Raw genomic sequence first — 25434 nt, forward strand, 5'->3', positions numbered from 1 at the left:
ATCAGGCTTGGGTCAGCGCTTTCTTTAGATCGATCGTCATCTGGTCCATCTGCTTTTCGGCGTCGGCCCGCTTCTGGCGGCCCTCTTGCTGGACCTTGAGCACGCCTTGCACCGTGTCGATCAGGTCGCGGTTTGCCTGTGCCAACGTCTCGACATCGACGATGCCGCGCTGCGCCTGCTCCTCGATCGAGATCGCCTGATCCTTCATCATCTTGGAGGTCTGGCGGATCATCTCGTTGGTGGCGTCCGTCACCGTCTTTTGCAGTTCGAGCGCCGATTTCTGGTTGGTCAACCCAAGCAGGATGACCATCTTCTGCTTCCAGGCCGGCACGGTGAGGGCCGAGGTCGCCTGCAGGTTCTCGATCAGCGTCTCGTCGCCAGACTGGACGATGCGGATTTGCGGCAATTGCTGGATGCCGAGCTGGCGTGCCTGCACCAGATAGAAGACGCGCTTCTCCAGACGATCCAGTGCCTGGACCGCGTCCTGGTAGGTCTGGGCTTCAAGTGTGCCGCCGACATCGCCGCCGGCCGAATCCGCCGCGGTCTTCAGCTTGGGTAATTCGTTGGTGCGATAGTCCTCGACGAATTTCTTGCCTGCCTGCACATAGGCATCGAGCTTGAGGATCGAATCCTTGGTCTGCTCATGCAGGTCATCGAGCACGGCAATGTCGCGCCGCAGCGTGTCCTTGTGGCGGTCGAGCTCGAGGCCGATGCGGTCGATCTGCCCGGCGACGTCCTCGTATTTTTCCTTGAAGCGTTCCAGCCGTGCCTTGAACGACGTGAACAGATTGCCGAGAAATCCTTGGTCTTTCAGCGAGGCCGGATCAAGGTTCTTGGCCTTCATGATGATGTCGGTCAGGAGATCGCCGGTGTCACCGAGATCGCGATTGCGCAACTGGCCCAGAATCTTGTCGGCATAATCGCTGACCGCCTGCTGGGCGCGGTCACCATAGACCGAAATGCCGGCACGATCCCTGACGTCAATCGTGCTTTCGATCCTGGCTATGTCGGATGGGTTGGCAACGATTGTCGGTAATGCCGAGGTGTCGTCGAGCAGAGTGATGCTGTTCTTGTCGGCCATGCAGACCTCCCCTCAATGAACAGTATCTCCATAGGCTGTCTGTGACAGGGATATGTCAGTGCTGTGCATAAAGAGAGAGCCTTGCCGGACTCGGCGCACAAACACGCTGGTTTCAGCCCGAAAACTGGCGATATCTGCTTGGAATCGGCCCGGTGGACAAGTTAATTCGCCGGCAGGTGCCAGCGCTCGGCGCAATGCGATGAGATGATGGCTCTCGCCGGCGTCAACCAGCCTCGTGCGGCGCGGGTGCCGTCAGCCATTGCCGGACGATTGCCGCGTCCGAGCCACCGAATTCATGACCCGATGGAACAATCCGGGCGTCGGGTTCGGCGCCGTGCTGGCTGAGCAAGGTCACCAGTGCCGGCGCGAAGGGCGCATAGGTCAGGTCTGCGGCGCCGGCGATGATCAGCACCCGCACCTTTGACAGATCCGTCGGCGGCACATTGTCCAGCACCGGCATCGGCCGCAGCAAGGCTGCCCGTTCGACAAGGCCGGGATGCAACAGCATGACGCTGGAAACCAGATTGGCGCCGTTCGAATAGCCGAGGAACGTCGAACGGGAGAGATCGAGATTGTGACGCCGCGCTACTTCGCCGATGAAGCCCGCAAACGCGTCCGCTTCGTCGCGAATGCTGTCCTGCTCGAAGCGTGTCGGCGTGATCCGCGTGAACCAGCGGAAACCGTCTTCCTGGGCGATGCGGCCACGCACTGCAACCAGCACCGCGCGCGGCGCGATCTGCCTCGCGAGCGGAACCAGAGTGGTCTCGTCGACGCCGGATCCGTGCAGCAGAAAAAGCACTTCGCCGGTTGCATCGGTGGGCCGGTAGAGGCGGTAGAAAAAGCCCAGATCGCGCCGCAGGGCAACGTCTTCGAAGGCTTCTTCAGTCACGATCACATCCTTTTGATTTCGTGCTACTTTCGTTCATTTTGCCGGCTTCAAAACGCAATATTTTCAAGCTCCGCGAAAGTTGATTGAGCCGGGCGCACTACAGTCCGTTTCTTCGCCGATATCATTCCCGTGGGAGGAATCGAAGCGGTGCGCCGGGGGTCGCATTGCCGGCATGAACAACCAGCTTTGAGGCCTTTTGTCGATGACCACCCCAGTTTACCCGGATCGCGCTTCTGCGTGTGTCCCGGACCGCGATAAGCGTGTCCCAGACCGCGATACGCGCATTGATGTCTTCCGCGCGCTCGCTCTGCTGACCATCTATGTCGACCATGTGCCGGGCACCGCCTTCGAATATCTGACCTACAAGAATTTCGGCTTTTCGGACGCCGCCGAGGTCTTCGTGCTGATCTCCGGCGTCTCGGTCGCTCTTGCCTACGGCAGGAAATTTCAGCCCGGCAACCGGCTGTTGGCGACCCTGAAAATGTGGCGCCGCGCCGGTGTGCTCTATGCCGCGCACATCGTCACCACCATGGTGGTGATGGCGATCTTCTGCGCGGCGGCGGTGTTCGCCAGGCGGCCGGAGTTGCTGAAGCTGATCAACATCGAGCCGCTCATGAAGAACACGCCAGAAGTTCTGGTCGGCATCGTCACGCTCGGCCATCAGCTCGGCTACAACAACATCCTGCCGGTCTATGCGGTTCTGCTGCTGCTGGCCCCGGTCTTCCTGCTGTTCGTCAGCCACCGGCCGCTGCCAGCGCTGGCCGCATCCGGCGCGCTATGGCTGGTGGCGGGGATCTACCAGATCGCGCCGCCGAATTATCCCGAACCCGGCTTCTGGTTCCTCAACCCGCTGTCGTGGCAGTTCCTCTTCGCCATCGGCCTGGCGGGCACACTCCATGTACGGCGCGGTGGCAGCATCCCGGTCAACCGTTGGCTGGTTGGCGCGGCTCTGGCTTACACCGTCATGGCGCTGGTCTGGGTGCACAGCCCGCTCTGGGGGCAGATCTCCTGGCTTGGCCTGCCTTCCGTGCTGACCGGCTTTGACAAGACGTTCCTGTCTCTGCCGAGGCTGCTGCATATCCTGGCAGTGAGCTACCTGATCGTGGCATTCCCGGCGATTTCCAACCTGTTTCGTACCGGGCGCGATCACCCGCTTGCCATATTGGGCAAGCGATCGCTGCCGGTTTTCATTGCCGGCACGGTGCTCGCCCTGACGGCGCAAGTGCTGAAACAGATCAATCCGGGTGGGTTCGCCTATGACAGCCTGTTGATTGCCGCCGGCATCGCCATGCAGTTCGCGCTCGCCTACTATCTCGAGTGGCTTTCAGGCCTTGGCTGGTCCGCAAAGGGCAAGCCGGTCCACAATGCCGCGCCGCCTGTGCATCCATCCTTCAGCATGCCGCCCATGACGGCAAGAGTGAGCCGATGACGCTTTGAGGCGACCGGCGGTTCAGGCCGGCGGGGGGCCGGATGAGGCCCGCACCACGAGCTCGACCGGCAGCAATTGCCTGCTGAGCGAGCCGTCATTTTCCAGGATCGCCTTGACGGCACGGCGGCCCATCTCGGCGATCGGCTGGGCGACGGTGGTCAGCGGCGGCTCGGAGATCGCGCTTTCCGGGACACCGTCGAAGCCGACGATCGAAACGTCGCCCGGCACGGCGATGTCATGCTGTCGCAGCCAGTCCAGTGCATGCAAGGCGATCCTGTCAGACATTGCCAGGATTGCCGTTGGCGCCTCGGCGGCGGCGAAAATATGATCGAGGCCGGCCCAGACACTTTTCTCGTCATTGACGGTTTCGTAGATCGGCACAAGCGAGACGTCGATGTCGAAACTGGAGAGTTCCGCGAAATAACCGCGCAGGCGGTCTCGGGTACCGGAGTAGAGGGCCATCTCCACTTGTGCCTGGGTGGTAGGGCCGAAGCCGGCGTCCGCACAGGGCAGGGCAAGCACGGCAAAGTGACGATGCCCAAGCTCGGCCAGATGGCGAGCCGCCAGGCCAGCCCCGGCGATGTTGTCGATACCGATCGCCGCGACCGTCTGGTCGTCCGAATCGAGATCGAGCGCGACAAAGGGCAGCTTGCGTTCGCGTGCCAGTTGCACCAGTCGCGAATCGCCCTCCATGCAGAAGACGATAAACCCGTCGACCAGGGCGCTCTGGATGTTCCAGGCCAGCTGTTCGCTGTTGGCGGCCGAGACCAGCGAGATCCCGGCGCCGGTCGCGTCGCACGCCTGCGAAATGCTGGCCATCATCACCCGGGCAAAAGGGTCGTCGAAAAAATAGGACAAGGGTTCGCCGGTGGCGACACCGATGGCGTTGACCTTGCCGGCGCGCAGCAGCCGTCCTTTGGGGTCCGGTCCGCCATATCCCATTGCCTCGGCCGCGGCCTTGACCCGCTCGCGGACTTCCTCGCGCACGATCTCCGGGCGGGCGAACACGTTGGAGGCGGTGCCGTGCGACACGCCGGCCGCTTTGGCGATGTCTGCCAGCCGGACCGGTCTTGTCTTTCCAGAGGTCAATGGCGCCATCTTCGTCTCCTGACTGCGTCCTACCTAACACTTTCGTTGGATCGGTTCAAATTTTGACTTGATCGAAGGTCTGGTGAGATGTATGTTTGAATCGATCCAAGAATTAGTGCCTTGCAATTAGATCGATTCAACTCATGGTCAAGGAAGATGCGCCGTGCACCCCGTCAATTTTTTGTTCGAGGACATCTATCGCAACGACTGGAGCATCGCCTCGCGCCCCGCGACGCAGAGGCGCCGTGGCATCGCCAGCCCATGGGTTCGTGAGTTGCGGTTCCTCGTGGAGCGCAATCGGAGCTGAATGGCGGTCGCTTTTTTTGCTCATCGATTGGATCGATTCAAGTCTTTAAAGGAGAACACGCTTATGCATCCCGTGAGCTATCTGTTCGAAGACATCTACCGCAACTATTGGGGCATCTCGCCGGCTTTCCGCGGGCCGGAGGCGCGCCGTCCGACCAGGTCACGGCGCAATCGCGAATTGCTTGTTCAGCCCGAACGCCGCTAGGACTGATCGTTCGGAAAACGACGTTTGACAGGCAGCGGCCTGGCATTAGGTCTTCGCGACCGGATCCAGTCCGAGGGCAGGGCACCCTGAGGCATCATCCGCCTTTTCGGAACCGCCGGTGCGGGAACTCAGCCGATCAGGAACGCGCCCGCCCCAATGCAGAGGCCGCGATCACCAGCCAGCCGGCGATGAGCAAGGTGCCGCCGATCGGCGCCGACAGCGGGAACAACCGCGAGCCGAGGAAGTCTCGGGCGAGCAGGTCGCCACAGAACAGGAGAAGCCCGACCAGCAGGACCAGGCTTCCCACGCGCAGGATCCGGTTCGCGCCAAGCAATCCTGTGGCGAGGAAGACCGGCGCATGCATGAGCAGGAAGGATGCGGCGGTGCTGACGAAGGCGCCGCCCAGATGCGCAGCCGCGGCCGACAGCGCCACGCCGGCGGCACCACAGAGGCCAGCGGCCAGGATGAGGATGCGGCCGCTGTTGCCGAAAGACTGCTCGACCGTGCTCATATCCGTGGCTCCGTGACGTTCAAGGGATGCGGTCCACCCGGTCAGGACTTGCCCGGGTTGGTGAGCATGTCCTGCTCGCGGCGAGATTGCGCCAGCCAATTATACACCGCTCCGCCCGCCATCAAGACGGAGGTGCCGAGAAACACCGAGCGCATGCCGAAATGGCCACCGGCAAAGCCGCTAAGCAAGGGGCCGGCGACCTGTCCGACATATTGGGCGGAGATCGAGAGTCCCAGTACATTGCCGCCGACGCCATCGGGAACATTGTGGCGGATCACGCTGGTGATGCAGGGCAGCAGCCCGCCCAGCGCCAGGCCCATCAGGAAGCGCAGGCCGATGAGTTGCCAGCTTTGCGTAACGAGGGCCTGCGGGATCAGCAGCAGGGCCGAGACGGCAAGCGCGCCGATGATGACGTTCCAGTGACCGATGCGATCGGCGAGCTTGCCGAGGCGCGACGCCGACAGGATGGCGCCAAGCGCCGCCGCCGACATGACGACGCCCGAGATCAGCGTGACGCGGCTCTGGTCCTCGATGAGCTGCTGCACATAGACGGTGATGATCGGCTCGATCGACATGGTGGCGAAACTCAACAGCATGCCGGTCGCCAGCATGGCGATTACAGGCCGTTTGTCTGGAATTTGTGCCCAACCGCCTTTTGGCTTCCCCTTCGATGCGGCATCTGTTGTCTTCGGCCGAGGATTTTCCTTGATCAGGAAGGTGGTCGCCAGGAAGGCCAGGAAGATGACGCCGCCGGACAAAAGGAAGGTGGCGCGGATGCCGATCAGCGGCGGCAAGGCGCCGCCAACCAGCGGGCCGACCAGCGCGCCAGCCGTGATCCCGGCCGACAGCAGGCCAAGCGCCCAGCCGGAACGCTCCTTGGGCGTCTGCATGGCGACGAGGATGGTCGATCCCGAGGAATAGCCGCCGGCAAAACCGATCAGCAGCCGCAGCAGCACCAGTTGCCAGACTGTCTGCACCATGCCGGTCAGCGACATGCAGATGGCCATGCCGAAACTGGCGCGAACCAGCATCGACTTGCGGCCGTAGCGGTCGCCAAGGCGTCCCCAGAGCGGCGCCACCAGTGCCGCCGCGAAGAACGTCGCGCCATAGGCAATCCCGGACCACTGCACGATCGCTGCATGACCTTCGGCGCCGAGCTGCTCGATATAGAGCGGCAGGAACGGCAGGAGCAGCGTCATGGCGACAAGCGTCGAGAACGAACCGGCGAAGCATACGAACAGATTGCGCCGCCAGTGGACGTTGTAGGTGCTGTCGGTCGCCGGGGGCGTGTTCTGCGGCATGTCGAATGTCCTGCCCGAGCAACTCAGAGCGGCCTGTTGCTGCGGATACCATTTTGGGATACCAAGATGGTATCCGTCATGGACGTTAGCTTGGCCGCTGTCAATGCGACCCTCTCAAACGTGATCGGAGGACGCGGGCCGCAACTCGGTCGCCAGCAAACGGCCAGAAAACGGGAACGACAATGTCGCAGATGCAGAGCGTTGAAAAACAGCTCCGAGAGATGATCCTGGGCCTCGAGATCGGTCCTGGCGAGAAACTGACCGAGCGCTGGATCGAAAGTCGCTTCGGCGCGTCGCGAACCCCGGTCAGGGCCGCGCTGCTGCGGCTCGAGACCGAAGGCCTGGTCGGCAGGGACGGTCGTGGCTGGACGGTGTCGCCCATCAATCTGGCTGAACTCGAGCAGATTGCGGTCTACAGGGAGGCGGTCGAGGTTGCGGCACTTCGCCTGACCTGTGCCTTGGCCGACAGGAGCGGGGTCGATGTCATCGAGGCGATGCTCGAATCCTGCGACGGCAACACCGCGCGCGAGGAATGGCATCGAGTCGGCATGGATTTTCACATCGAGCTGGCGCGCCTGTCGGGCAACGAATTCCTTTTCCGCGCGGTCCGTGATGCCATGACGCGCCTGTCTCGGGCCCGTTGGCTGGAGGTTCGCGACGAGGCGGCCCTTGCTCGTGCCTGGGCCGAACATCGCGCCATTCTGGCGGCGACACGCCTGGGCGATGCCGATGAAGCCGCGCGCCAGCTTTCGGCCCACATCGTCGGCAGCCGCTACAGGCTGGTGACGTCGCTCGCCAACGATCGGCGCGGTCTTCGCGCCAGGGGTTTTGCCGTCGTCGCCGCCTGAGTGCGGCGTTTGCAGGGCAGGGAGGTCGACGTCCCTGATGTGAGATGCACTTTCGGCCTCGCTTCGCGAGCGCCGATGGCGTAAGAGCGGCGATGGAAAACAACCGATTTGAAACACCCGTGACGGTCAAGTCAGTCGCGGCGGGAAGCACTCAGCTCTTGCGCTCGGCCCGAGAGGCTTCCGACTACCTGCTCAACAGCTGGCCGGGCAAACGCAGCCCCAAGCATCGCGCGGCGCTGCAAGCCTGTCATGATGCGCTGGCTGGCGACAAGCCGGCGATGAACGCCAGGCGCGCCTTCATTGCCGCGGCGCGCGAAGTGGACGTCTTCGTCAGCGACAAGGCGACGGCCTGACGCAAGGCGACAATCCGGATTGAGGCACGGCCCGCATTCGCGGGCCTTTTGCCGTCATTTCGCTGTTTCGGTTTCAGTCTCGCTCTCGGGCTGCGAACGTTCCCGCGCGGCAACCTTGGCCGCCAGCTTCTCAGCCTTCTTGGCCGCCTTCTGGCGGTCGCGTTCCTTGCGTTCCTGATCGTAGTTTGGTGCTCGCGCCATATCGGCTCCTTTTCACTGCCTTGCGGCTCTGACCCTGCCTAGGAGCATTGGCCACCAAACACAACAGCTGAAGTGAAGTGCCGGCTGTGGCGTCGATGATGGTGCGGGGCTTGCAAGATGCGCGGCACAATGGTGTAGGAGGAACCGGGGCGCCAAGGTATTGAGAGCCGCCCGCTTGTTTTGATCAGTGAACCATGGCCACAATTGCGCGAACGACGGCGAGGGTTTTCTACTATGCGCGGAACTTTGCGCGCGATATCGCCCCGCAGGCGTTGTTTCGCCACAGGTTGGCCGCCCGCCTCGAAAAGGCAAGGCTCCCGGACGCTTCGGTTCGCCGGCGGCTGAATTACTACAACAAGCTGCAGAACGTGTTTACGCCCAGCGCTGGTGCCGTGCGCATCGGCGAACTGCCGTTTACGCCGACCATGTATTATTACGACCTGAAGGAATTTGCCCGCTACTTCGATCGCGGGCTGCTGATCGACGTGGAATACGGAGACGTCAGGAAGGTGCCGAAGGTGCCTTCGATCGTCAAGGACCGGCCGATCGTCGCCGACGACAGCAATGCGGTCATCATGAAGCTCGACAAGTTTCGCCATTTCCAGATGCCTGCCGACGCAACTGCGTTCGCCGACAAGCTTCCGGCCGTGGTCTGGCGCGGCGATCTCAACAATCCGATACGCACAAGGTTTCTGAACGCCGTGCGCGACTTGCCGTTCTGTGATGCCGGCTCGCACAAGCCGAACGCGCCGGCCGAATACAGCAAGCCCTTCCTCAGCATCAGCCAGCACCAGCGCTATCGCTATATCGTCTCGCTCGAAGGCAATGACGTGGCGACCAACCTGAAATGGATCATGAACTCGAAGTCGCTTTGCCTGATGCCGCCGCCGACCTACGAGACATGGTTTGCGGAAAGACAGCTCGAAGCGAATGTTCATTATGTGCCGCTCGAAGCGGATTTCTCGAACCTTGCCGAACGCGTGGCGTATTTCGAACGCCATCCCGAGCAAGCCGAGCGCATCATCGCCGCCGCGAACGCCTATTGCAGGACGTTCGCCAACGAGCAGGCCGAGCAGGCGATCTCGCTGCTGGTGCTCTACAAATACTTCGTCCTCAGCGGCCAGATCAGACCGGACGCCGAGGTCTGGCGCTACATCACGGGCTGAAGCAATTCCGGGAAAAATGCGAAACGGTTTTCCCGGGAAAAGCGCGTAGCGCTTTCCCTTGGGAATTGCATCAAAAAGATGAGTTACCCGGCGGACGGCGGCGGCCGGGCTCCGCGTCGAACCCCGCGGTCACACGCCGCTTCGGTCGATCACGAGATCGGCGGCGCCGAACCGGTCCTTTGCCGTCAATTGCTGGTGCCAGTAGGGGTAGAGCAGCGGTGGCCGGCTGACCGCGTCCAGGCGGTTGCGTTCGTCGTCGGTGAGCACCAGGCTCGCGGCGGCGAGGTTGTCCTTGAGCTGGGCGTCGTTGCGGGCGCCGATCACCAGCGAGGAGACCGCCGGCCGGCCAAGCAGCCAGGCTAGTGCCACCTGGGCCGCCGACACGCCGCGCTGCGTGCCGATATCGACAAGGACGTCGACGATGCGCCACAACCGGTCCTCGTCGCGGATCGGCGGCTCGGACCAGCCGGCGAGCTGTCGCGCGGTCGGGCTGTCGCGGCGGTATTTGCCGGACAGCAATCCGCCGGCGAGCGGGCTCCAGACCAGCACGCCCAGCCCTTGGTCGACCGAAATCGGCAGCAGCTCGTACTCCGCCTCGCGCGCCTCCAGCGTGTAATGGATCTGCTGGGTGACGAAGCGCGGCTGGTGATGGCTATCGCTGATGCCGAGCCCCTTCATCACTTGCCAGCCGGAATAGTTGGAGCAGCCGACATAACGGACCTTGCCTTGGGCAACCAGCGTGTCGAGCGCCGCGATGGTTTCTTCCAGCGGCGTCACTCCGTCCCACTCGTGCAGGAAGTAGATGTCGATGACGTCGGTCTTCAACCGCTTCAGGCTTTTCTCGCATTCGCGGATCAGGTGATAGCGCGACAGGCCTTCATCGTTCGGACCTTTGCCGATCCGCATCCGTGCCTTGGAGGCGATCAGCACGTCGCCCATGCGCTTGCCGCCGAGGGCCTCGCCGACAATCTCTTCCGAGATGCCGTTCGAATAGACATTGGCGGTGTCTATGACGTTGATGCCGGCGTCGATGCACAGATCGATCATCCGGCGCGCCTCGTTGAGGTCGGTCTTGCCGACCGCGGAGAACGCACCGGCGCCGCCGAAGGTCATGGTGCCCATGGTCAGTGTCGAAACCTTCAAGCCGGAACGGCCGAGAGTACGGTATTCCATGTCAGTCCTCGCGATTGCATTTGGGAAAGGGGTTTCGGGAAAGGCACCCCGAATGTGGTTGTCATTTGTAGGACAATTTGGATGACTTGTCGCCATGCCACGACGGCCGATCGATCATGCCTCGCGGGATCTGCAGCGGCGGCCTGGACCTTGGCCGACTGCAATAAAACCGTCATTGCCGGCCTATATCAAGTCGGCTCAGGGTCCTTCTCCGGCCGAGGCGAGGGGGCCTGCCGGGATCACGGACGGCAGCTTGCATGCGGAGCAGCGCAGATGAACGAACCCACACTGAAATCCGGGGCCAAGGACTGGCTTGAGGCCGAGCTCGCCGACACGCTCGACGAGGACTATGAGCTCGAAATGTCGGAGCCGGCACTGTCGATGGAGATCGCCAGGATCTACAAGAACGCCCATCCGCCATCGATCGATCGTATGCAATATTTTCGCGACCTGATCAGTCTGCAGTCCGAGCTGATCAAGCTGCAGTCCTGGGTCGCCTATCACAAGAAGAAGCTGGTGGTGATCTTCGAGGGCCGCGATTCCGCCGGCAAGGGCGGCGTCATCAAGCGCATCACGCAGCGGCTCAATCCGCGCATCTGCCGTGTCGTGGCGCTGCCGGCGCCCACCGAGCGCGAGAAATCGCAATGGTATTTCCAGCGCTATGTCCCGCATCTGCCGGCCGGCGGCGAGATCGTGCTGTTCGACCGCTCCTGGTACAACCGCTCTGGCGTCGAGCGGGTGATGGGGTTTGCCGAACCGGATCAGGTCGAGGAGTTCTTTCGCGACGTGCCGGAGTTCGAGCGCATGCTCGTCCGCTCCGGCATCACCGTGGTCAAGTACTGGTTCTCGATCACCGACGAGGAACAGCAGATGCGCTTCCTGATGCGCATCCACGACCCGATGAAGCAGTGGAAGTTGTCGCCGATGGACCTGCAGTCGCGCGTGCGCTGGGAGCAGTACACCAAGGCCAAGGAAGAGACCTTCGCCCGCACCAACATTCCCGAAGCCCCCTGGTTCATCGTCGAGGGCAACGACAAGAAGCGGGCACGGCTGAACTGCATCGATCATCTGTTGAAGCAGATGCCGTATGAAGATGTCCCGCACGAGGAGATCACGCTGCCCGAGCGTGTCTTCAATCCCGAATACGAGCGCCAGACGCTGCCGCTCGAGCTTTACGTGCCGGAGAAGTATTGAACCGGGTGAGTGCGGAAGGCGCCGCCTTCGTCAGGCGGCGACCCTCTCGGGTGTGGCAAGCTAAGAGCGTTTGATGACCACGTGGGTGGCAAGCTCCGTCGCCACTTGCTCGCTGCACTCATAGCCCAGCTTCACCATATCCAGGCCGGCAAAAAGGTTCTCGCCCCTGCCAAGCAGTACCGGCGCGATCGCCAGATGCATTTCGTCGATCAGCTTCTCGTGCAGATACTGGCGGATGGTGGCGACACCGCCACCCACCCGCACATCCTTGCCTTCGGCCGCCGACCTCGCCTGCTCGAGCGCCGAATGGATGCCGTCGGTGACGAAGTGGAAAATCGTGCCGCCTTCCATGGTGATGGGCGCCCGCTTGTGGTGCGTCAGCACGAAAACCGGGACATGATAGGGCGGGTTGTCGCCCCACCAGCCTTTCCAGGTCTCGTCAGACCATTCGCCGCGGATCGGTCCGAACATGTTGCGGCCGAGGATCCAGGCGCCGACATTTTCGAAACTGCGCGCCGCGAACGCCTCGTTGGTATCGGTGGTGCCGCCATCTTTTCCGAGCACCATCCTGCGGAAGGTGCGGGTGCCGAATAGCCACTTGTGCAAGGCTTCCCCGCCGACGCCGAGCGGGTTGTTCAGATCCTGATCGGGCCCGGCGCCATAGCCGTCAAGCGACAGGGTGAATGCGTTGACACGCAGCTTGGACATGAAGGCCTCCTCGATAGCCGATTGTATTTCGCAATCAGTTTTCTCTAGCAAACTGATTGTGAATTGCAAGCGGTATTTTGGCACGCGAAGAAGCCAGAGACGCTTGGCCCAACGACCTTCGCTCTGGTTCCCGGCCGCGGGCCGCCGGCATTTGCCCGCCGCGACCGGTCGTCTGCCAGAAAAGAAAATTATCCCTTCAGCAGTTCCGCCACTTCAGGTGCGAAGTAGGTCAAAATGCCGTCGCAGCCGGCACGCTTGAAGGCGAGCAGCGATTCCAGCATCGCTTTCTCGCCGTCGATCCAGCCATTGGCGCCGGCCGCCTTGATCATCGAATATTCGCCCGACACCTGGTAGGCGAAGGTCGGCATCTGAAATTCGTCCTTCAGCCGCCGGATGATGTCGAGATAGGGCATGCCGGGCTTGACCATCAGCATGTCTGCGCCTTCGGCGATGTCCTGCTCGGCCTCGCGCACCGCCTCGTCGGAATTGGCGTGGTCGATGTAGTAGGTCTTCTTATCGCCCTTGAGCAGCCCGGCGGTGCCCACCGCCTCGCGGTACGGGCCGTAGAAGGCCGAGGCGAATTTGGTCGCGTAGGACATGATCGCCACGTCCTGGAAGCCATTGGCGTCGAGCGCGTCGCGGATGGCGCCGATGCGGCCATCCATCATGTCGGACGGCGCGATGATGTCGGCACCGGCAGCCGCCTGGATGACCGCCGCTGCGGCGACCTGTTCAACCGTTTCGTCGTTGACGACGATGCCGTCGCGCAAAATGCCGTCATGGCCGTGGCTGGTGAACGGGTCGAGCGCGGCATCGGTGATGATGCCGATCCCGGGTACAGCGTCCTTTATCGCGCGCGTGGCGCGGTTGATGACGTTGTCGGGGTCGAGGATGTGCGAACCGGTCTGGTCGCGCAGCGAGATATCGACATTGGGGAAGGTGGCGAGCGCGGGAATGCCAAGCTTGGCCGCGCGTTCGGCCTCCTTGACGGCAAGGTCGATCGACAGGCGGAAGACGCCGGGCATGGCGGCGATCGGCTCGCGCACTTGTCTGCCGTCGACGACGAAGATCGGCCAGATCAGGTCGTCGACCGTGAGCCGGTTCTCCTGCACGAGACGGCGCGACCAGTCAGCCTTGCGCATGCGGCGCAAACGACGGCTGCCGGTGATGTCGTCGACGCTGCGCGCGCCGGCTGGCTTTGTCGGGGTAAATTTGTTCATCGCCAAAACTCCAGATCGGCGGCTTTTACCACGAGCCCTTGCCGCTGACCAATGCGACACGTTTGTGCCAGCGACCCGTCGCGTCCTATTTCGGTTGTCCATTGCCCGACAGGATCTGCGCCGCGCCCCTTATGGCGACGCGGAACGCCTCGTCGAAGCTCACGCCACGCACCTGCCAGCGATAGGTCTTGCCGGCCATGGCAACCCGCCAATCGGCGATCCAGCCTAGCTCCTTGTCGCTCCAGACGATGCTGCCGGCAAGCGCCTGGTCGGCGCCTGCCTTTTGGGCGAGCCGGTCCAGGCTTGCCATGTCGGCGGCACGCTCGGCTTTCTGGTCCATGCCGGAAAGCAGCGAGGCCGGCGGAAATTCGATGTGCATCAGCAGCGGGCCGGTCGCGTTGACGAAGGATTCGCGCATGGCCTGGCCTGGCGGATCATCAGCCGTCAGCGCGAAATGCCTTATACCTTGCTCGGCCGTGAGGAACACCGCGAGCCGCGGCCGCTCGCCAAGCCACGGCTTGCTGCCGAGTTCGCCAAGCACTTTGTCGATGACCGCCGGCTTGTAGAGGCAGGTGAGATCATGCGGCCGGTCGTGCGTGCCTTGCTCGTCATGCACCGGGATGCCTTCCAGCCTGTCATGATAGCGGAACGAATCGACGAAGCTGCCGGCCTTGTCGCGCAGAGCAGCCATTTCGGGTTTCTTCGGCAGCCGCTGGTCGCCGGAAACCCTGACCAGCACCCGGTCCAGGCAGTCTTTGAAGCCGATCTGCCGGTTCACTTCGCCCTGGCCGGTGACGATGGTCTGCGACTGATAGAGCTCGTCGGGCGTGGCGGCGAAAGCCGTGCGCGGTGCAAGGCCGGCGATCATGAGCGCGAGAGTCAACAGCGTGAGACGCAAAAATCCGGACATGGCCAACCGTCCCCCCGAAGCCGTCGGCGGCCCACGGTATCGGCGCGTGGCTGGCAACGGCGGTGATCTTCGTAGCACCGGCCGCCGCCGGTCGCCAAGACGGCGGCCGATGGACTGCTGCCATTGACGCACCCATGCGCCGCCTTTAGCACTTCAGTCCCGCAGGCGCGGGGGAGGATTCTCTGGCGATGGATTTTGGTGGAGGCGACGAAATTCGCTTCGAACGGCTAGGCAGAGCCGCCGTCGTCACGCTGACGCGGCCGCAGGCGCTCAATGCCGTGACGCACCGCATGGTCAAGGCGCTGGGCGAGGCACTGTATTTTTGGGAGCGCGACGACGGTGTGGATGTCGTGATCGTCAAGGCCGAGGGCAGGGCGTTCTCGGCCGGTGGCGATATCCTGCACATCTATGAAGCCGGCCGGGCTGGAAAGCCGCCGGTCGAGTTCTTCGCCGACGAGTACCGGCTCAACGCCCAGATCGCGCGCTTCAAGAAACCCTATGTGGCGCTCATCGACGGCATCGTCATGGGCGGAGGCGTTGGCATCTCCTTTCACGGGTCGCACCGGGTGATGACCGAGAATGCCCAGTTCGCCATGCCGGAGGTCGGTATCGGCTTTTTCCCGGATGTCGGCGCCAGCCATCTGCTGCCTGATCTCGGCGGCTCGTTCGGCATGTATCTGGCGTTGACCGGCAACCGCATCCGCTATGGCGACGCGCTGTGGTCGGGGCTGGCCACCCATACCATCAAGGCCGAGAACCAGGCCGGCTTCCTTGACCGGCTGACGCTGACCGGCGATCCGGAAACGGTGTTGCGCGGTTTCTTCGCTCAGGCGAAGCGCGAGACCGACGGCCCGACGCTGCAGGCAATATCCAGCCATTTTGCGCAACCATCGCTCACGGCCGTCATCGACAGCCTGGAACAGGCGGCAAGCACCGACGATTTCGCGGCAAGGACGCTGGCGACGATCAGCACGCGCTCGCCAACCAGCCTTCGCGTCGCCTGGCGCCAGATCAGCGCCGGACTGACACTGTCGATGGACGATTGCATGAAGATGGAGTTCCGCATCCTCAACCGGATGCTGGCCGGCCATGATTTCTACGAGGGCATCCGCGCCGCCATCATCGACAAGGGTTCGAAGCCGCAATGGCGGCCCGCCAGCCTTGCTGCGGTGAGCGAGGCGGATGTCGACGCCTATTTTGCCTCGCTCGGCGAACGGGAGCTCGAACTGTGAGCGAGGTGACCTCGAGACGCGTGGTGCTCCAGCCCTCGACGGTCGAGGTGATATTCGCCTGGTTCCAGCGCGTCATCGCCGGCTACTGCCTGCTGTTCGGCATCTTGTACTGGATCAAGCTGATCGGCTTCTATCCGGGCTCGCTCTGGCGTTTCGATCTGATGCCGGTGCACTGGCAGGTGGCGGCGGTGGTGCTTGCCGTGTTCTTCCCCTTCGCCGCTGCCGGCCTGTGGATGCTGGCGTCCTGGGGACCGGTGATCTGGTTCATCTGCGCGGTGACCGAGATCGTCATGTATGCCGGCTTTCCAGAGCTTTTCGGCTCCCGCCCGTTGATCGTGGTCTCGCATACGGCGGTGGCGGTGCTCTACATCGTCTTCCGCGTCGTCATCCATATGCAGAAGCGGCCGGTGCGAGCGTAAGGCCCGGTAGACGCCCGCGCGGTCTCACAGGCCGCGAACTGGGCCCCCGAAATCCTTGGCTAAATCTTTAGGTTAATTATCCTTGCTCGGGTGACCGTTCGTTAAGCCTCTTTCGAAACCTCTTACCGGTAAGCTCTTGTTAGCCCTAGCGTTTAAGTCGAATTTTATGAGTATTCGATAGTGTCGCAATCAAGGTGAAAAACAAAAAATCACCAGGGCGACAAACGAGAGGCAAAGACAATGATCAATTCGCGTCCGGCGGCGAAGACCGCCAACGTATCCGACGATCGCCGCGAGGCTATCCGTTCGCTGTACATGGAATCGCTGCAGCTTGTTGAGCGGCTGCACCGCCGCCTGCTTGATGTGGTCAAGGACGAGTTCGACCGCAACGGCCGTTCCGACATCAATGCCATCCAGGCGCTGCTGCTGTTCAACATCGGCAACTCCGAGCTGACCGCAGGCGAACTGCGCTCGCGTGGCTACTATCTCGGCTCGAACGTCTCCTACAATCTGAAGAAGCTGGTCGATCTCGGCTTCATCAACCACCAGCGCTCGCGCATCGACCGCCGCTCGGTTCGTGTCTCGCTGACGCCGAAGGGCAACGAGGTGGCTGACGTCGTCGCCGGCCTTTATGAGCGCCATGTCGGCTCGATCGAGCAGGTCGGCGGCATCAACACCGACGAGTTCAAGCAGATGAACCGCGCCCTGCAGCGGCTCGACCGCTTCTGGAACGACACCATCGCCTACCGGATGTAAGGCGCATCCGGCGCATCGGATCTGGCCCGCGCCAAAGAAGCGCGGCCGAAACAGCGACCTTCAGTCAGGGCCGGGGCCGAAAGCTCCGGCCTTTTCTTTTTTGCGTGGCTTGTCGTTGTTCATCAATGGATGGTGGTTCGCCCGGTGATGTCATGCAGGCGATCGCCGATCGATACCCAAAGAGCACGGGTCTTTCATTTCGCCGCGACAGCCGGGCCAAATTCGGCCGGAAGCCACGTTGCCGCCATATTCCAATGGAACCGAGGATGCCGTGATGCTGTGGTGAAAGCCGTGCCTTCACCCGGAACCCGTGTCGTGCCTCGCGCGTTTGTGGCCGAACTGATGCGGACATGGTTGGTCAATTGTTAAGGTTGCCAACTCTAGAGTGCGGGCAAGATCGCCCGATAACCGAATGCATAGATCGAACGCTACAAGAATGTCTGGAACGTCCATGAGAACCAGCCGCCGTTTTTTCCTCTCCGGAGCCTCCGCGCTCGCAGCCGCGATGGTCGCCGGCGGCGCCAATGCGCAGGATGTGATCGGGGATATCCTGAAATCGTCGGCCCGCGGCAATTGGGACGATCAGTTCGACGCCCGCGCCAGCGAGGGCGGCAAGGTGGCCTCGACACTGCCGATCTTCAGCCTGCAGACCGTCGCCTTCACGGAGCAGGCGGTCGCCCAGTATCAGAATATCGTCGCGCAGGGCGGCTGGGTAGAGGTCCCCGCGACCAAGAAACTGGAACTCGGCGTCGATGATCCGGATGTCGTGCCGTTGCGCAAGCGTCTGATGGTTTCCGGCGATCTGGCGCAGAGCGCCGGAATTTCAACGGCCTTCGATTCCTATGTCGATTCGGCGGTCAAGCGCTTCCAGTTGCGCCATGGCCTGCCGGCCGACGGCTCAATGGGCAAGTACACCTATGCCGCGATGAATGTCTCGGCGCAGATCCGGCTTGGCCAGTTGCAGACCAATCTGCAACGGCTGAAGGAGAAGGCCGGCACGTTGGGCAGCCGTTATGTGCTGGTCGACATTCCAGCGGCGCAGGTCGAAGCGGTCGAGAACGACCGCGTCGTGCTTCGCCACACCGCGATCGTCGGCAAGATCGATCGGCAGACGCCGATCGTCAATTCCAAGATCAACGAGATCATCGTCAATCCTTACTGGAACGCGCCGGTCTCGATCGTGCGCAAGGACATCATTCCGCTGATGCGGAAGAATCCCAACTATCTGAAGGACAGCCATATCCGCCTGTTCGCTCCAGACGGCAGCGAGGTCGATCCGCTCAATGTCGACTGGTCGACTGACGACGCGGCGAAGTACCGCTTCCGCCAGGATCCGGGCGCGGGCAACGCGATGGCCTCGGTGAAGATCAATTTCCCGAGCCCGGACGGCGTCTACATGCACGACACCCCGCAGCAGAGCCTGTTCGGCAAGATGATGCGTTTCGATTCCTCGGGCTGCGTGCGCGTGCAAAATGTGCGCGACCTCGTCACCTGGATTCTGCGCGACACGCCCGGCTGGGACCGCCAGCATTTCGAGGCGGCGATCAAGACTGGCGAAAACACGCCGATCCAGATTACCAACCCGGTGCCGGTGCATTTCCTCTATCTCTCGGCCTGGTCGACAGGCCCCGGCGTTGTGCAGTTCCGCGACGACGTCTACGCGCTCGACGGTGCCAACGAGCTACAGATCACGTCGTCGCTCTAGCAGGCTTCTCGGTATCGCAAAGGGCCGCCTTCGGGCGGCCTTTTCTTTTTCTGGACGGACCGGAGCTGTTTGCACATGGTCCGGAAAACACTCGGAAACGCGCCCATGCAGGTCGCCGTGTTCATTCTGGTCGTGCTCGTCTTCGTCGCGGTTTCCGGCCCGCTGGTGCGCCTGGTGCGGGTGCCCCTGCCGGTGCTGCAGATCGCCATAGGCGCCGTGCTCGCCTGGCCGGTGCGCGGCATCCATGTCGACCATACGATGCGGGCCCTGTTTTCCGAGATCACCCTTACCGAGGCTTTGCTGAAGGGCCGGCAGAAAAGGAAATAACGGTCCCGCCGCCCTTCTGCCGCAAACCGGCCAGCAAATTTCGCGCGCCAAACGTGGCGAGGCGAAAGCAACTGTGTTAATGCGCGGCGAATGTCGCCCAAAACTGCGCAGCGGTTTTGGGACGACGACATGCTCAACAAAGATCGACCCCCGAACTCCGAGGATTTCAAGCCATGGCAACAGCAGCGGCAGTGTCGAACAAATTCGAATCCTTCTTCGAAACCACGCTTGCCGATGCCGATCCGGAGATTTTCGGCGCCATCCGCAACGAGCTCGGTCGCCAGCGCCACGAGATCGAGCTGATTGCCTCTGAAAACATCGTCTCGCGCGCCGTGCTCGAAGCGCAGGGGTCGATCATGACCAACAAATATGCCGAGGGTTATCCGGGCAAGCGCTACTATGGCGGCTGCCAGTTCGTCGATGTGGCCGAGGAACTGGCCATCGAGCGGGCGAAGAAGCTCTTCGGCTGCAATTTCGCCAACGTCCAGCCGAACTCCGGCAGCCAGATGAACCAGGCGGTGTTCCTGGCGCTGCTGCAGCCCGGCGACACCTTCATGGGTCTCGACCTCAATTCCGGCGGCCATCTGACCCATGGCTCGCCGGTCAACATGAGCGGCAAGTGGTTCAAGGTCGTCTCTTACGGCGTGCGCAAGGATGACCATCTGCTCGATATGGATGCCATCGAGAAGTCCGCCCACGAGACCAAGCCGAAGCTGATCCTGGCCGGCGGCACCGCCTATTCGCGCGTCTGGGACTGGAAGCGGTTTCGCGAGATCGCCGATGCGGTCGGCGCTTACCTGATGGTCGACATGGCTCACATCGCCGGTCTCGTCGCCGGCGGCGTGCACCCGTCGCCGCTGCCGCATGCGCATGTGGTGACGACCACCACGCACAAGTCGCTGCGCGGCCCGCGTGGCGGCATGATCCTGTGCAATGACGAGGAGATCGCCAAGAAGATGAACTCGGCGGTGTTCCCCGGCCTGCAGGGTGGCCCGCTTATGCATGTCATCGCCGCCAAGGCGGTCGCCTTCGGCGAAGCGCTGAAGCCGAGCTTCAAGGTCTACGCCGAAAGCGTCGCCGCCAACGCCAAGGCGCTGGCCGCGAGCCTGAAGGAAACCGGGCTCGACATCGTCTCCGGGGGCACCGACAACCACCTGATGCTGGTCGACCTGCGCCCCAAGAACGCGACCGGCAAGCGCGCCGAGGCAGCGCTCGGCCGCGCCAACATCACCTGCAACAAGAACGGTATTCCGTTCGACCCGGAAAAGCCTTTCGTCACCTCGGGCGTGCGTCTCGGCACGCCGGCCGGTACCACGCGAGGCTTCGGCCAGGCCGAGTTCCGCGAGATCGGCAAGCTGATCGCCGAAGTGCTGGACGGTCTCAAGGTCGCCAACTCCGACGAGGGCAATGCCACTGTCGAGGCCGCGGTGAAGGCCAAGGTGGTGGCCCTTACCGACCGTTTCCCGCTCTATCCCTATCTCGGCTAGGGAGACTTGGGGTCCCCGCCGCCTTGTCACGACGACAAGCACCGTCGCGGCAAGGCCTTCCTCGGCGCCTGCTCGCTTGTCATCGACAAGGTCGACTACCGGCTGGCTGTGCTTGGCGGCATCGCCGTCTGGCTGGCGGCGGCTCTCGCAATTTTCCTTGCGCCTCGCTATCTCTGAGGCGTGAAGGGCCGTGCGTGCTTTGCCATCGTTGTAAAAAGCACTAAGCCTTTCGTCCCACGAGATTCGCGAACCCAAGGCTCTCCATGCGCTGTCCCTATTGCCAGTCCGAAGATACGCAGGTGAAGGATTCGCGCCCCGCCGAGGATGGCGCGGCGATCCGCAGGCGGCGTGTCTGCCCCGATTGCGGCGGTCGCTTCACCACCTTCGAGCGCGTCCAGCTACGCGACCTCGTTGTGGTGAAGAAGTCCGGCCGAAAAGTGCCGTTCGACCGCGACAAGCTGCTGCGCTCGGTGGAGATCGCCGTCCGCAAGCGCAATGTCGATCCGGAGCGCATTGACCGCGCGGTGACCGGCATCGTGCGCCAGCTCGAAAGCTCCGGTGAAACGGAAGTGGCCTCCGGCGAAGTCGGCCGGCTGGTCATGGAAGCACTGAAGTCGCTCGACGATGTCGCCTATGTGCGCTTCGCCTCGGTCTACCGCAATTTTCGCGAGGCCAAGGATTTCCACGAATTGCTCGGCGAGCTCAAGGGAGACGAAGTAAAGGGCGAAGAGGACGCCAGCTGAGCATGACCGCAAGCGACAAGACCGGACAAGCCGCCCTTGATCGCCGTTTCATGGCGGCGGCGCTCAGACTGTCGCGGAAGAATGCCGGGCGCACCTCGACCAATCCCTCCGTCGGCACGCTGATCGTGCGCGATGACGGCGCCGGGCCGATGATCGTCGGCACCGGCGTCACCGCGGTCGGCGGCCGCCCGCACGCCGAGACCGAGGCCCTCGCCGAGGCCGGCGAGCTGGCGCGTGGCGCCACCGCCTATGTCACGCTGGAACCTTGCGCCCACCATGGCCGGACGCCGCCTTGCGCCAACGCGCTGGTCAATGCCGGTGTCGCGCGCGTCGTCGGCGCCGCCAGCGATCCCGATCCGCGCGTGTCCGGCAAGGGCTATGCGATCCTGCGCGCCGCGGGTGTCGAGGTGGTCGAAAAGGTCCTGGCGGTGGAAGCCGCCGAGCAGATGGCCGGCTATCTCATTCGGTCGTTGAAAAAACGGCCAGAAGTGATTCTCAAGCTTGCGCTTTCCAGCGACGGCAAGATCGGCAGGGAAGGCGAGGGGCAGGTGTCGATCACCGGAGATATCGCCCGTCGCGAGGTGTATCTGATGCGGGCAGAGGCCGACGGCATACTGGTCGGCATCGGCACCGCGCTGGAGGACGATCCGGCACTGACGGTGCGGCTGCCCGGACTGGAGAACCGTTCGCCGGCGCGCATCGTGCTCGACCGGCAGATCCGGTTGCCGGAGGCCTCCAAGCTGGTTTCCGGCGTGGACCGGGTGCCGCTCTATGTCGCCGCTTGCCTTGAGGCCGATCCGCTGCGGCGGTCAGCACTCGAACGCGCCGGCGTGCGCTTCATCGGCACCGAGACACATGAAGGCGGCGTCGCGCTGCCGGAGCTGCTCGAGGATCTCGCCGCGCTCGGCATGGCAAGTGTTCTGGTCGAGGGTGGCGCCAGGGTGGCCAAGGCATTCCTGGCCGATGGGCTGGTCGACCGTATCGTGCTGTTCCAGGGTCCCGAAGCGATCGGCGATGACGGCATTGCATCGCCGATCGACGCTGACCACATCCCGGCAGGATTTCGCAAGCTTCGCGACATGCGTTTCGGCGAAGACAGCTATGCAGAGTGGGTAAGGGATATCTAGATCATGATCCCGAAAAGTGGGAACCGGGACAAGATCATGGTCAAACGGAAAGATATGATCTGATGTTCACCGGGATTGTCACCGATGTCGGCACTGTCGCGGCCGTCAAACCGCTCCGGGAAGGGGTGGGGCTGCGCATCGACACGGCCTATGACCCCCAGACCATCGCCATCGGCGCCTCGATCTCCTGCGGCGGTGTCTGCCTGACGGTCACGGCGCTGCCCGAGCATGGCTCGAATGCGCGCTGGTTCGAGGTCGAGGCCTGGGAAGAGGCCTTGCGGCTGACCACGGCCTCGGGCTGGAAAACAGGCACGCGGATCAACCTGGAGCGGGCGCTGAAGATCGGCGACGAACTCGGCGGTCACATCGTTTCGGGTCATGTCGACGGCATGGCCGAGATCATCGGACGCAAGGATGAGGGCGATGCCGTGCGCTTCACGCTGGAGGCGCCGCGCGACCTCGCGAAGTTCATTGCGCCCAAGGGTTCGGTCGCGCTCGACGGCACCTCGCTCACCGTCAACAGGGTGGAAGGCACACGCTTCGACGTGCTTTTGATCCACCACTCGCTGACCGTGACCACCTGGGGCGAGCGCAAGGTCGGCGACCGCGTCAATCTCGAGATCGACACCATGGCCCGCTACGCGGCACGCCTGGTGGAGGCGGCGAAAGAAGGGTTTTGAGCGGCTGCCCGGAATTTTCGACCCAGGGTCACCTTCGGAAAGCTTGCGAACTTGTCGGCTTCGGCCTAAGTCACCGGCTCCGCCGGAAACGTGAGCCAAAATGCCCAGAGACAAGAAACTCAAGCTGCTGATCATTGAAGCGCGCTTCTATGACGATTTGGCGGATGCGCTGCTCGACGGCGCCAAGGCCGCGCTCGACGAGGCAGGCGCCAAATACGATGTTGTCACCGTGCCGGGCGCGCTGGAAATTCCGGCTGTGATCTCATTTGCGCTCGACGCCGCCGAAGGCGAGGGTGCCGAGTATGACGGGTACGTTGCGCTCGGCACCGTGATCCGCGGCGAGACGCATCATTTCGACATCGTCGCCAACGAATCGGCGCGCGCCCTGATGAATCTGTCCGTACACGAGGCCATCTGCATCGGTAACGGCATCCTGACCACCGCGAACGACGAACAGGCCTGGACCCGCGCCCGGCGCACGGAAGGCGACAAGGGCGGGTTTGCGGCCCGCGCCGCACTGACCATGATCGCGGTGAAGAAACGGCTCGGAGCCTGAACGGGGTGACGCAATCCGGAGACAAGGACCAACCGCCGGCGCGCCAAGCCAACAAGCGTGGCGCAGCCCGTCTGGCCGCCGTGCAGGCGCTCTACCAAATGGATGTCGCCGGCAGCGGTGTCTTCGAGATCACAGCCGAATACGAGGCCTTTCGCCTCGGCAAGGAAGTTGACGGGGCGCTCTACCGCGAGGCCGATGCGCAATGGTTTCGTGCCATCCTCTCCGGTGTCGTCGAGAACCAGAAGACCGTCGATCCGATCATCCGCCAGGCGCTGACCGAGGACTGGCCGCTGTCGAGGCTCGACTCGACACTGCGTGCCATCCTGCGCGCGGGCGTCTACGAACTGATGAAGCGCGAGGACGTGCCCGTCGCCGTCATCGTTTCCGAGTATGTCGACATAGCCAAGGCCTTCTACGAGGAAGACGAGCCGAAGCTGGTCAATGCCGTACTCGACCGCGTGTCACGCCGGGTGCGTGGCGAAGGGCGCGGCAAGGACGCATCATGACGGCAATCGCCGTCGAGGCAGGCAAGGAGGCGCGTCGCACCGCGTTGATCCTCGCCGCCTCGCAGGCGATCATTGGTTCGGCTGCGCCCATCGCCATCTCCATGGGTGCGCTGGCCGGGCAATACCTGCTTGCCGCCGACAAATCGCTGGCGACGGCACCGATCACCGGCTTCAACCTCGGCGTGGCGCTCGGCGCGCTGCCGGCAGCGGCCATCATCCGCAGGGTGGGCCAGCGCGACGGCTTCATGGCCGGCACTGTCGTTACCGCGTTTGGCGGGCTGGTCGCCACCCTGGCGCTTTTCCATGGCAGCTTCTGGCTGTTTGCCTTCGGCCTGCTGCTGATCGGGGTCGGCGGCGCCTTCGTCCAGCAGTTCCGTTTTGCCGCCGCCGACAACGCGCCGCCGGCGTTCAAGGCGCGTGCCATCTCCTTCGTGCTGGCCGGCGGCATCGTCACCGCCATTCTCGGGCCGCAGATCGTTATCTTCACCCGCGAATTGTTCGCGCCGGTGATGTTTGCCGGCTCGTTCGCTTCCATCCTGCCGCTGGCCGCGGTCGGCGCCATCGTCCTGTCGTTCCTGCGACTGCCGGCGAAGGCGACAGGGGAAGCGGAAATCGCCGACAGCGACGCCAGACCGTTGGCTGAAATCGTCACGCGGCCGCGTTTCGTCGCCGCATTGTTCTGCGCGGTCGGCAGCTACGCGCTGATGAGCTTCGTCATGACCGGCGCCCCGCTGGCCATGGTTGGCTGTGGCCTGTCGGAGGACGATGCGACGCTGGGCATTTCCTGGCACGTCATGGCCATGTTCGCACCGAGCTTCTTCACCGGCTCGCTGATCCATCGTTTCGGCGCCGAGCGCATCGTGGCCACCGGGCTGATCCTGTTGATCGGCTGCGCAATTGTCGCCTTGTCGGGGCTGGCGCTGTGGCAATTCTGGACGGCGCTGATCCTGCTCGGCCTTGGCTGGAATTTTGGCTTCATCGGCGCCACGGCGATGGTGGCGGCCAGCTACCGGCCGTCGGAAAAGGGCAAGGTGCAAGGCTTCCACGACTTCGTCCTGTTCGGTTCCGTGGCTTGCGCTTCGCTGATGTCGGGCATGGTCTACAACGCCTGGGGCTGGGAGATGCTGAACTGGATGATCTTTCCGGTCACCGTTCTGTGCTTCGTGGCGCTTGGCGCGCTGAAGCTGACGGGCACTCGCAAAGCCGGCGCCTGATCCCGGGTCACTTTGCGTGACACGATGCTGTCAGGATGGACTCGGCGAAGGCGCCGACGCCCGAACAAAATTATTGCGCCGATCCCTGTTCTTATGAA

29 protein-coding genes are annotated in these 25434 nt (G+C 63.0%); 19 read left to right on the plus strand and 10 right to left on the minus strand.

The features are described 5' to 3' along the window. Window position 1: 1 nt before the first annotated feature. Both OOJ09_RS28200 and OOJ09_RS28205 read right to left on the minus strand, forming a co-directional pair. Window positions 2-1081, minus strand: coding sequence for a toxic anion resistance protein (locus OOJ09_RS28200; protein WP_269908341.1), 1080 nt, complete (start codon window positions 1079-1081; stop codon window positions 2-4). A gap of 223 nt (window positions 1082-1304) precedes the next feature. Then, on the minus strand, window positions 1305-1970 hold the full coding sequence (locus OOJ09_RS28205; RefSeq protein WP_269908342.1) for an alpha/beta hydrolase: 666 nt from the start codon (window positions 1968-1970) through the stop codon (window positions 1305-1307). Window positions 1971-2172: 202 nt separating this feature from the next. Between OOJ09_RS28205 and OOJ09_RS28210 the strand changes: the two genes are divergently transcribed. Continuing rightward, window positions 2173-3399 (plus strand): OpgC family protein, encoded by a 1227-nt coding sequence (locus tag OOJ09_RS28210; RefSeq protein WP_269908343.1) that lies wholly within the window; start codon window positions 2173-2175, stop codon window positions 3397-3399. Window positions 3400-3420: 21 nt separating this feature from the next. Here the strand turns inward: OOJ09_RS28210 and OOJ09_RS28215 are convergent, their stop codons facing one another. Then, window positions 3421-4497: a LacI family DNA-binding transcriptional regulator gene (locus tag OOJ09_RS28215; RefSeq protein ID WP_269908344.1), complete on the minus strand. Its 1077-nt coding sequence runs from the start codon at window positions 4495-4497 to the stop codon at window positions 3421-3423. A gap of 361 nt (window positions 4498-4858) precedes the next feature. Between OOJ09_RS28215 and OOJ09_RS28220 the strand changes: the two genes are divergently transcribed. Next, window positions 4859-4999, plus strand: a complete 141-nt coding sequence (locus tag OOJ09_RS28220) for a hypothetical protein (protein ID WP_269908345.1) — start codon at window positions 4859-4861, stop codon at window positions 4997-4999. 136 nt (window positions 5000-5135) lie between these two features. Here the strand turns inward: OOJ09_RS28220 and OOJ09_RS28225 are convergent, their stop codons facing one another. After that, a complete protein-coding gene (locus OOJ09_RS28225; protein ID WP_269908346.1) occupies window positions 5136-5510 on the minus strand; it encodes a DUF423 domain-containing protein in 375 nt (124 codons plus the stop codon). 41 nt (window positions 5511-5551) lie between these two features. Continuing rightward, a complete protein-coding gene (locus OOJ09_RS28230; RefSeq protein WP_269908347.1) occupies window positions 5552-6811 on the minus strand; it encodes a multidrug efflux MFS transporter in 1260 nt (419 codons plus the stop codon). Window positions 6812-6993: 182 nt separating this feature from the next. On the opposite strand from OOJ09_RS28230, the gene OOJ09_RS28235 reads away from it, so the two are divergent. Both OOJ09_RS28235 and OOJ09_RS28240 read left to right on the plus strand, forming a co-directional pair. Continuing rightward, the gene (locus OOJ09_RS28235; protein WP_269908348.1) at window positions 6994-7659 is read left to right on the plus strand and encodes a GntR family transcriptional regulator; all 666 of its coding nucleotides are present in this window, start codon (window positions 6994-6996) and stop codon (window positions 7657-7659) included. Between the two features lie 119 nt (window positions 7660-7778). Then, the gene (locus OOJ09_RS28240; RefSeq protein WP_244529578.1) at window positions 7779-8012 is read left to right on the plus strand and encodes a DUF982 domain-containing protein; all 234 of its coding nucleotides are present in this window, start codon (window positions 7779-7781) and stop codon (window positions 8010-8012) included. A gap of 54 nt (window positions 8013-8066) precedes the next feature. Here the strand turns inward: OOJ09_RS28240 and OOJ09_RS28245 are convergent, their stop codons facing one another. After that, window positions 8067-8213 carry a hypothetical protein gene (locus tag OOJ09_RS28245; protein WP_269908349.1) on the minus strand — a complete coding sequence of 49 codons (147 nt, stop codon included), beginning with the start codon at window positions 8211-8213 and terminating at the stop codon, window positions 8067-8069. Window positions 8214-8407: 194 nt separating this feature from the next. Here OOJ09_RS28245 and OOJ09_RS28250 point away from each other — a divergent pair, with 194 nt between their 5' ends. After that, entirely contained in the window at window positions 8408-9379 is a 972-nt protein-coding gene (locus tag OOJ09_RS28250; RefSeq protein ID WP_269908350.1) for a glycosyl transferase family 90, read from the plus strand. Window positions 9380-9508: 129 nt separating this feature from the next. Here the strand turns inward: OOJ09_RS28250 and OOJ09_RS28255 are convergent, their stop codons facing one another. Continuing rightward, window positions 9509-10552, minus strand: a complete 1044-nt coding sequence (locus OOJ09_RS28255; protein WP_269908351.1) for an aldo/keto reductase — start codon at window positions 10550-10552, stop codon at window positions 9509-9511. A 273-nt stretch (window positions 10553-10825) separates the two neighbouring features. On the opposite strand from OOJ09_RS28255, the gene ppk2 reads away from it, so the two are divergent. Continuing rightward, the gene (gene ppk2, locus OOJ09_RS28260) at window positions 10826-11746 is read left to right on the plus strand and encodes a polyphosphate kinase 2 (protein WP_269908352.1); all 921 of its coding nucleotides are present in this window, start codon (window positions 10826-10828) and stop codon (window positions 11744-11746) included. Window positions 11747-11806: 60 nt separating this feature from the next. Here the strand turns inward: ppk2 and OOJ09_RS28265 are convergent, their stop codons facing one another. The 3 genes from OOJ09_RS28265 to OOJ09_RS28275 form a co-directional block, all read right to left on the minus strand. Next, a complete protein-coding gene (locus OOJ09_RS28265) occupies window positions 11807-12454 on the minus strand; it encodes a dihydrofolate reductase family protein (RefSeq protein WP_269908353.1) in 648 nt (215 codons plus the stop codon). Between the two features lie 188 nt (window positions 12455-12642). Next, on the minus strand, window positions 12643-13674 hold the full coding sequence (hemB, locus tag OOJ09_RS28270; protein ID WP_269908354.1) for a porphobilinogen synthase: 1032 nt from the start codon (window positions 13672-13674) through the stop codon (window positions 12643-12645). Between the two features lie 85 nt (window positions 13675-13759). Further along, on the minus strand, window positions 13760-14584 hold the full coding sequence (locus OOJ09_RS28275; RefSeq protein ID WP_269908355.1) for a DUF2066 domain-containing protein: 825 nt from the start codon (window positions 14582-14584) through the stop codon (window positions 13760-13762). 188 nt (window positions 14585-14772) lie between these two features. Here OOJ09_RS28275 and OOJ09_RS28280 point away from each other — a divergent pair, with 188 nt between their 5' ends. From OOJ09_RS28280 to OOJ09_RS28340, 13 genes are all read left to right on the plus strand, one after another. Then, window positions 14773-15816 carry an enoyl-CoA hydratase/isomerase family protein gene (locus OOJ09_RS28280; protein ID WP_269908356.1) on the plus strand — a complete coding sequence of 348 codons (1044 nt, stop codon included), beginning with the start codon at window positions 14773-14775 and terminating at the stop codon, window positions 15814-15816. Further along, window positions 15813-16235: a DUF6163 family protein gene (locus tag OOJ09_RS28285; RefSeq protein ID WP_269908357.1), complete on the plus strand. Its 423-nt coding sequence runs from the start codon at window positions 15813-15815 to the stop codon at window positions 16233-16235. Before OOJ09_RS28280 ends, OOJ09_RS28285 begins: the two co-directional genes overlap by 4 nt. Window positions 16236-16475: 240 nt before the next feature. After that, complete coding sequence (ldtR, locus tag OOJ09_RS28290) at window positions 16476-16991, plus strand: transcriptional regulator LdtR (protein ID WP_269908358.1); 516 nt, start codon at window positions 16476-16478, stop codon at window positions 16989-16991. A gap of 451 nt (window positions 16992-17442) precedes the next feature. After that, entirely contained in the window at window positions 17443-18696 is a 1254-nt protein-coding gene (locus tag OOJ09_RS28295) for a L,D-transpeptidase family protein (RefSeq protein WP_269908359.1), read from the plus strand. Between the two features lie 105 nt (window positions 18697-18801). Further along, window positions 18802-19023: a hypothetical protein gene (locus OOJ09_RS28300; protein WP_269908360.1), complete on the plus strand. Its 222-nt coding sequence runs from the start codon at window positions 18802-18804 to the stop codon at window positions 19021-19023. 173 nt (window positions 19024-19196) lie between these two features. After that, window positions 19197-20510: a serine hydroxymethyltransferase gene (glyA, locus tag OOJ09_RS28305; RefSeq protein ID WP_269908361.1), complete on the plus strand. Its 1314-nt coding sequence runs from the start codon at window positions 19197-19199 to the stop codon at window positions 20508-20510. A 6-nt stretch (window positions 20511-20516) separates the two neighbouring features. After that, window positions 20517-20687, plus strand: a complete 171-nt coding sequence (locus tag OOJ09_RS28310; RefSeq protein ID WP_269908362.1) for a hypothetical protein — start codon at window positions 20517-20519, stop codon at window positions 20685-20687. An 86-nt stretch (window positions 20688-20773) separates the two neighbouring features. Then, window positions 20774-21253, plus strand: a complete 480-nt coding sequence (nrdR, locus tag OOJ09_RS28315) for a transcriptional regulator NrdR (RefSeq protein ID WP_256750776.1) — start codon at window positions 20774-20776, stop codon at window positions 21251-21253. Between the two features lie 2 nt (window positions 21254-21255). Beyond that, window positions 21256-22380 carry a bifunctional diaminohydroxyphosphoribosylaminopyrimidine deaminase/5-amino-6-(5-phosphoribosylamino)uracil reductase RibD gene (gene ribD, locus OOJ09_RS28320; protein WP_269908363.1) on the plus strand — a complete coding sequence of 375 codons (1125 nt, stop codon included), beginning with the start codon at window positions 21256-21258 and terminating at the stop codon, window positions 22378-22380. A 62-nt stretch (window positions 22381-22442) separates the two neighbouring features. Next, window positions 22443-23060, plus strand: coding sequence for a riboflavin synthase (locus OOJ09_RS28325; RefSeq protein ID WP_269908364.1), 618 nt, complete (start codon window positions 22443-22445; stop codon window positions 23058-23060). 100 nt (window positions 23061-23160) lie between these two features. Then, a complete protein-coding gene (locus tag OOJ09_RS28330) occupies window positions 23161-23616 on the plus strand; it encodes a 6,7-dimethyl-8-ribityllumazine synthase (RefSeq protein WP_269908365.1) in 456 nt (151 codons plus the stop codon). A gap of 5 nt (window positions 23617-23621) precedes the next feature. Then, window positions 23622-24122: a transcription antitermination factor NusB gene (nusB, locus tag OOJ09_RS28335; protein ID WP_269908366.1), complete on the plus strand. Its 501-nt coding sequence runs from the start codon at window positions 23622-23624 to the stop codon at window positions 24120-24122. Further along, window positions 24119-25336 (plus strand): MFS transporter, encoded by a 1218-nt coding sequence (locus OOJ09_RS28340; protein ID WP_269908367.1) that lies wholly within the window; start codon window positions 24119-24121, stop codon window positions 25334-25336. Before nusB ends, OOJ09_RS28340 begins: the two co-directional genes overlap by 4 nt. Window positions 25337-25434: the final 98 nt, after the last annotated feature.

Source organism: Mesorhizobium qingshengii, assembly GCF_027563465.1.
Taxonomy (GTDB): Bacteria; Pseudomonadota; Alphaproteobacteria; order Rhizobiales; family Rhizobiaceae; genus Mesorhizobium; species Mesorhizobium qingshengii_A.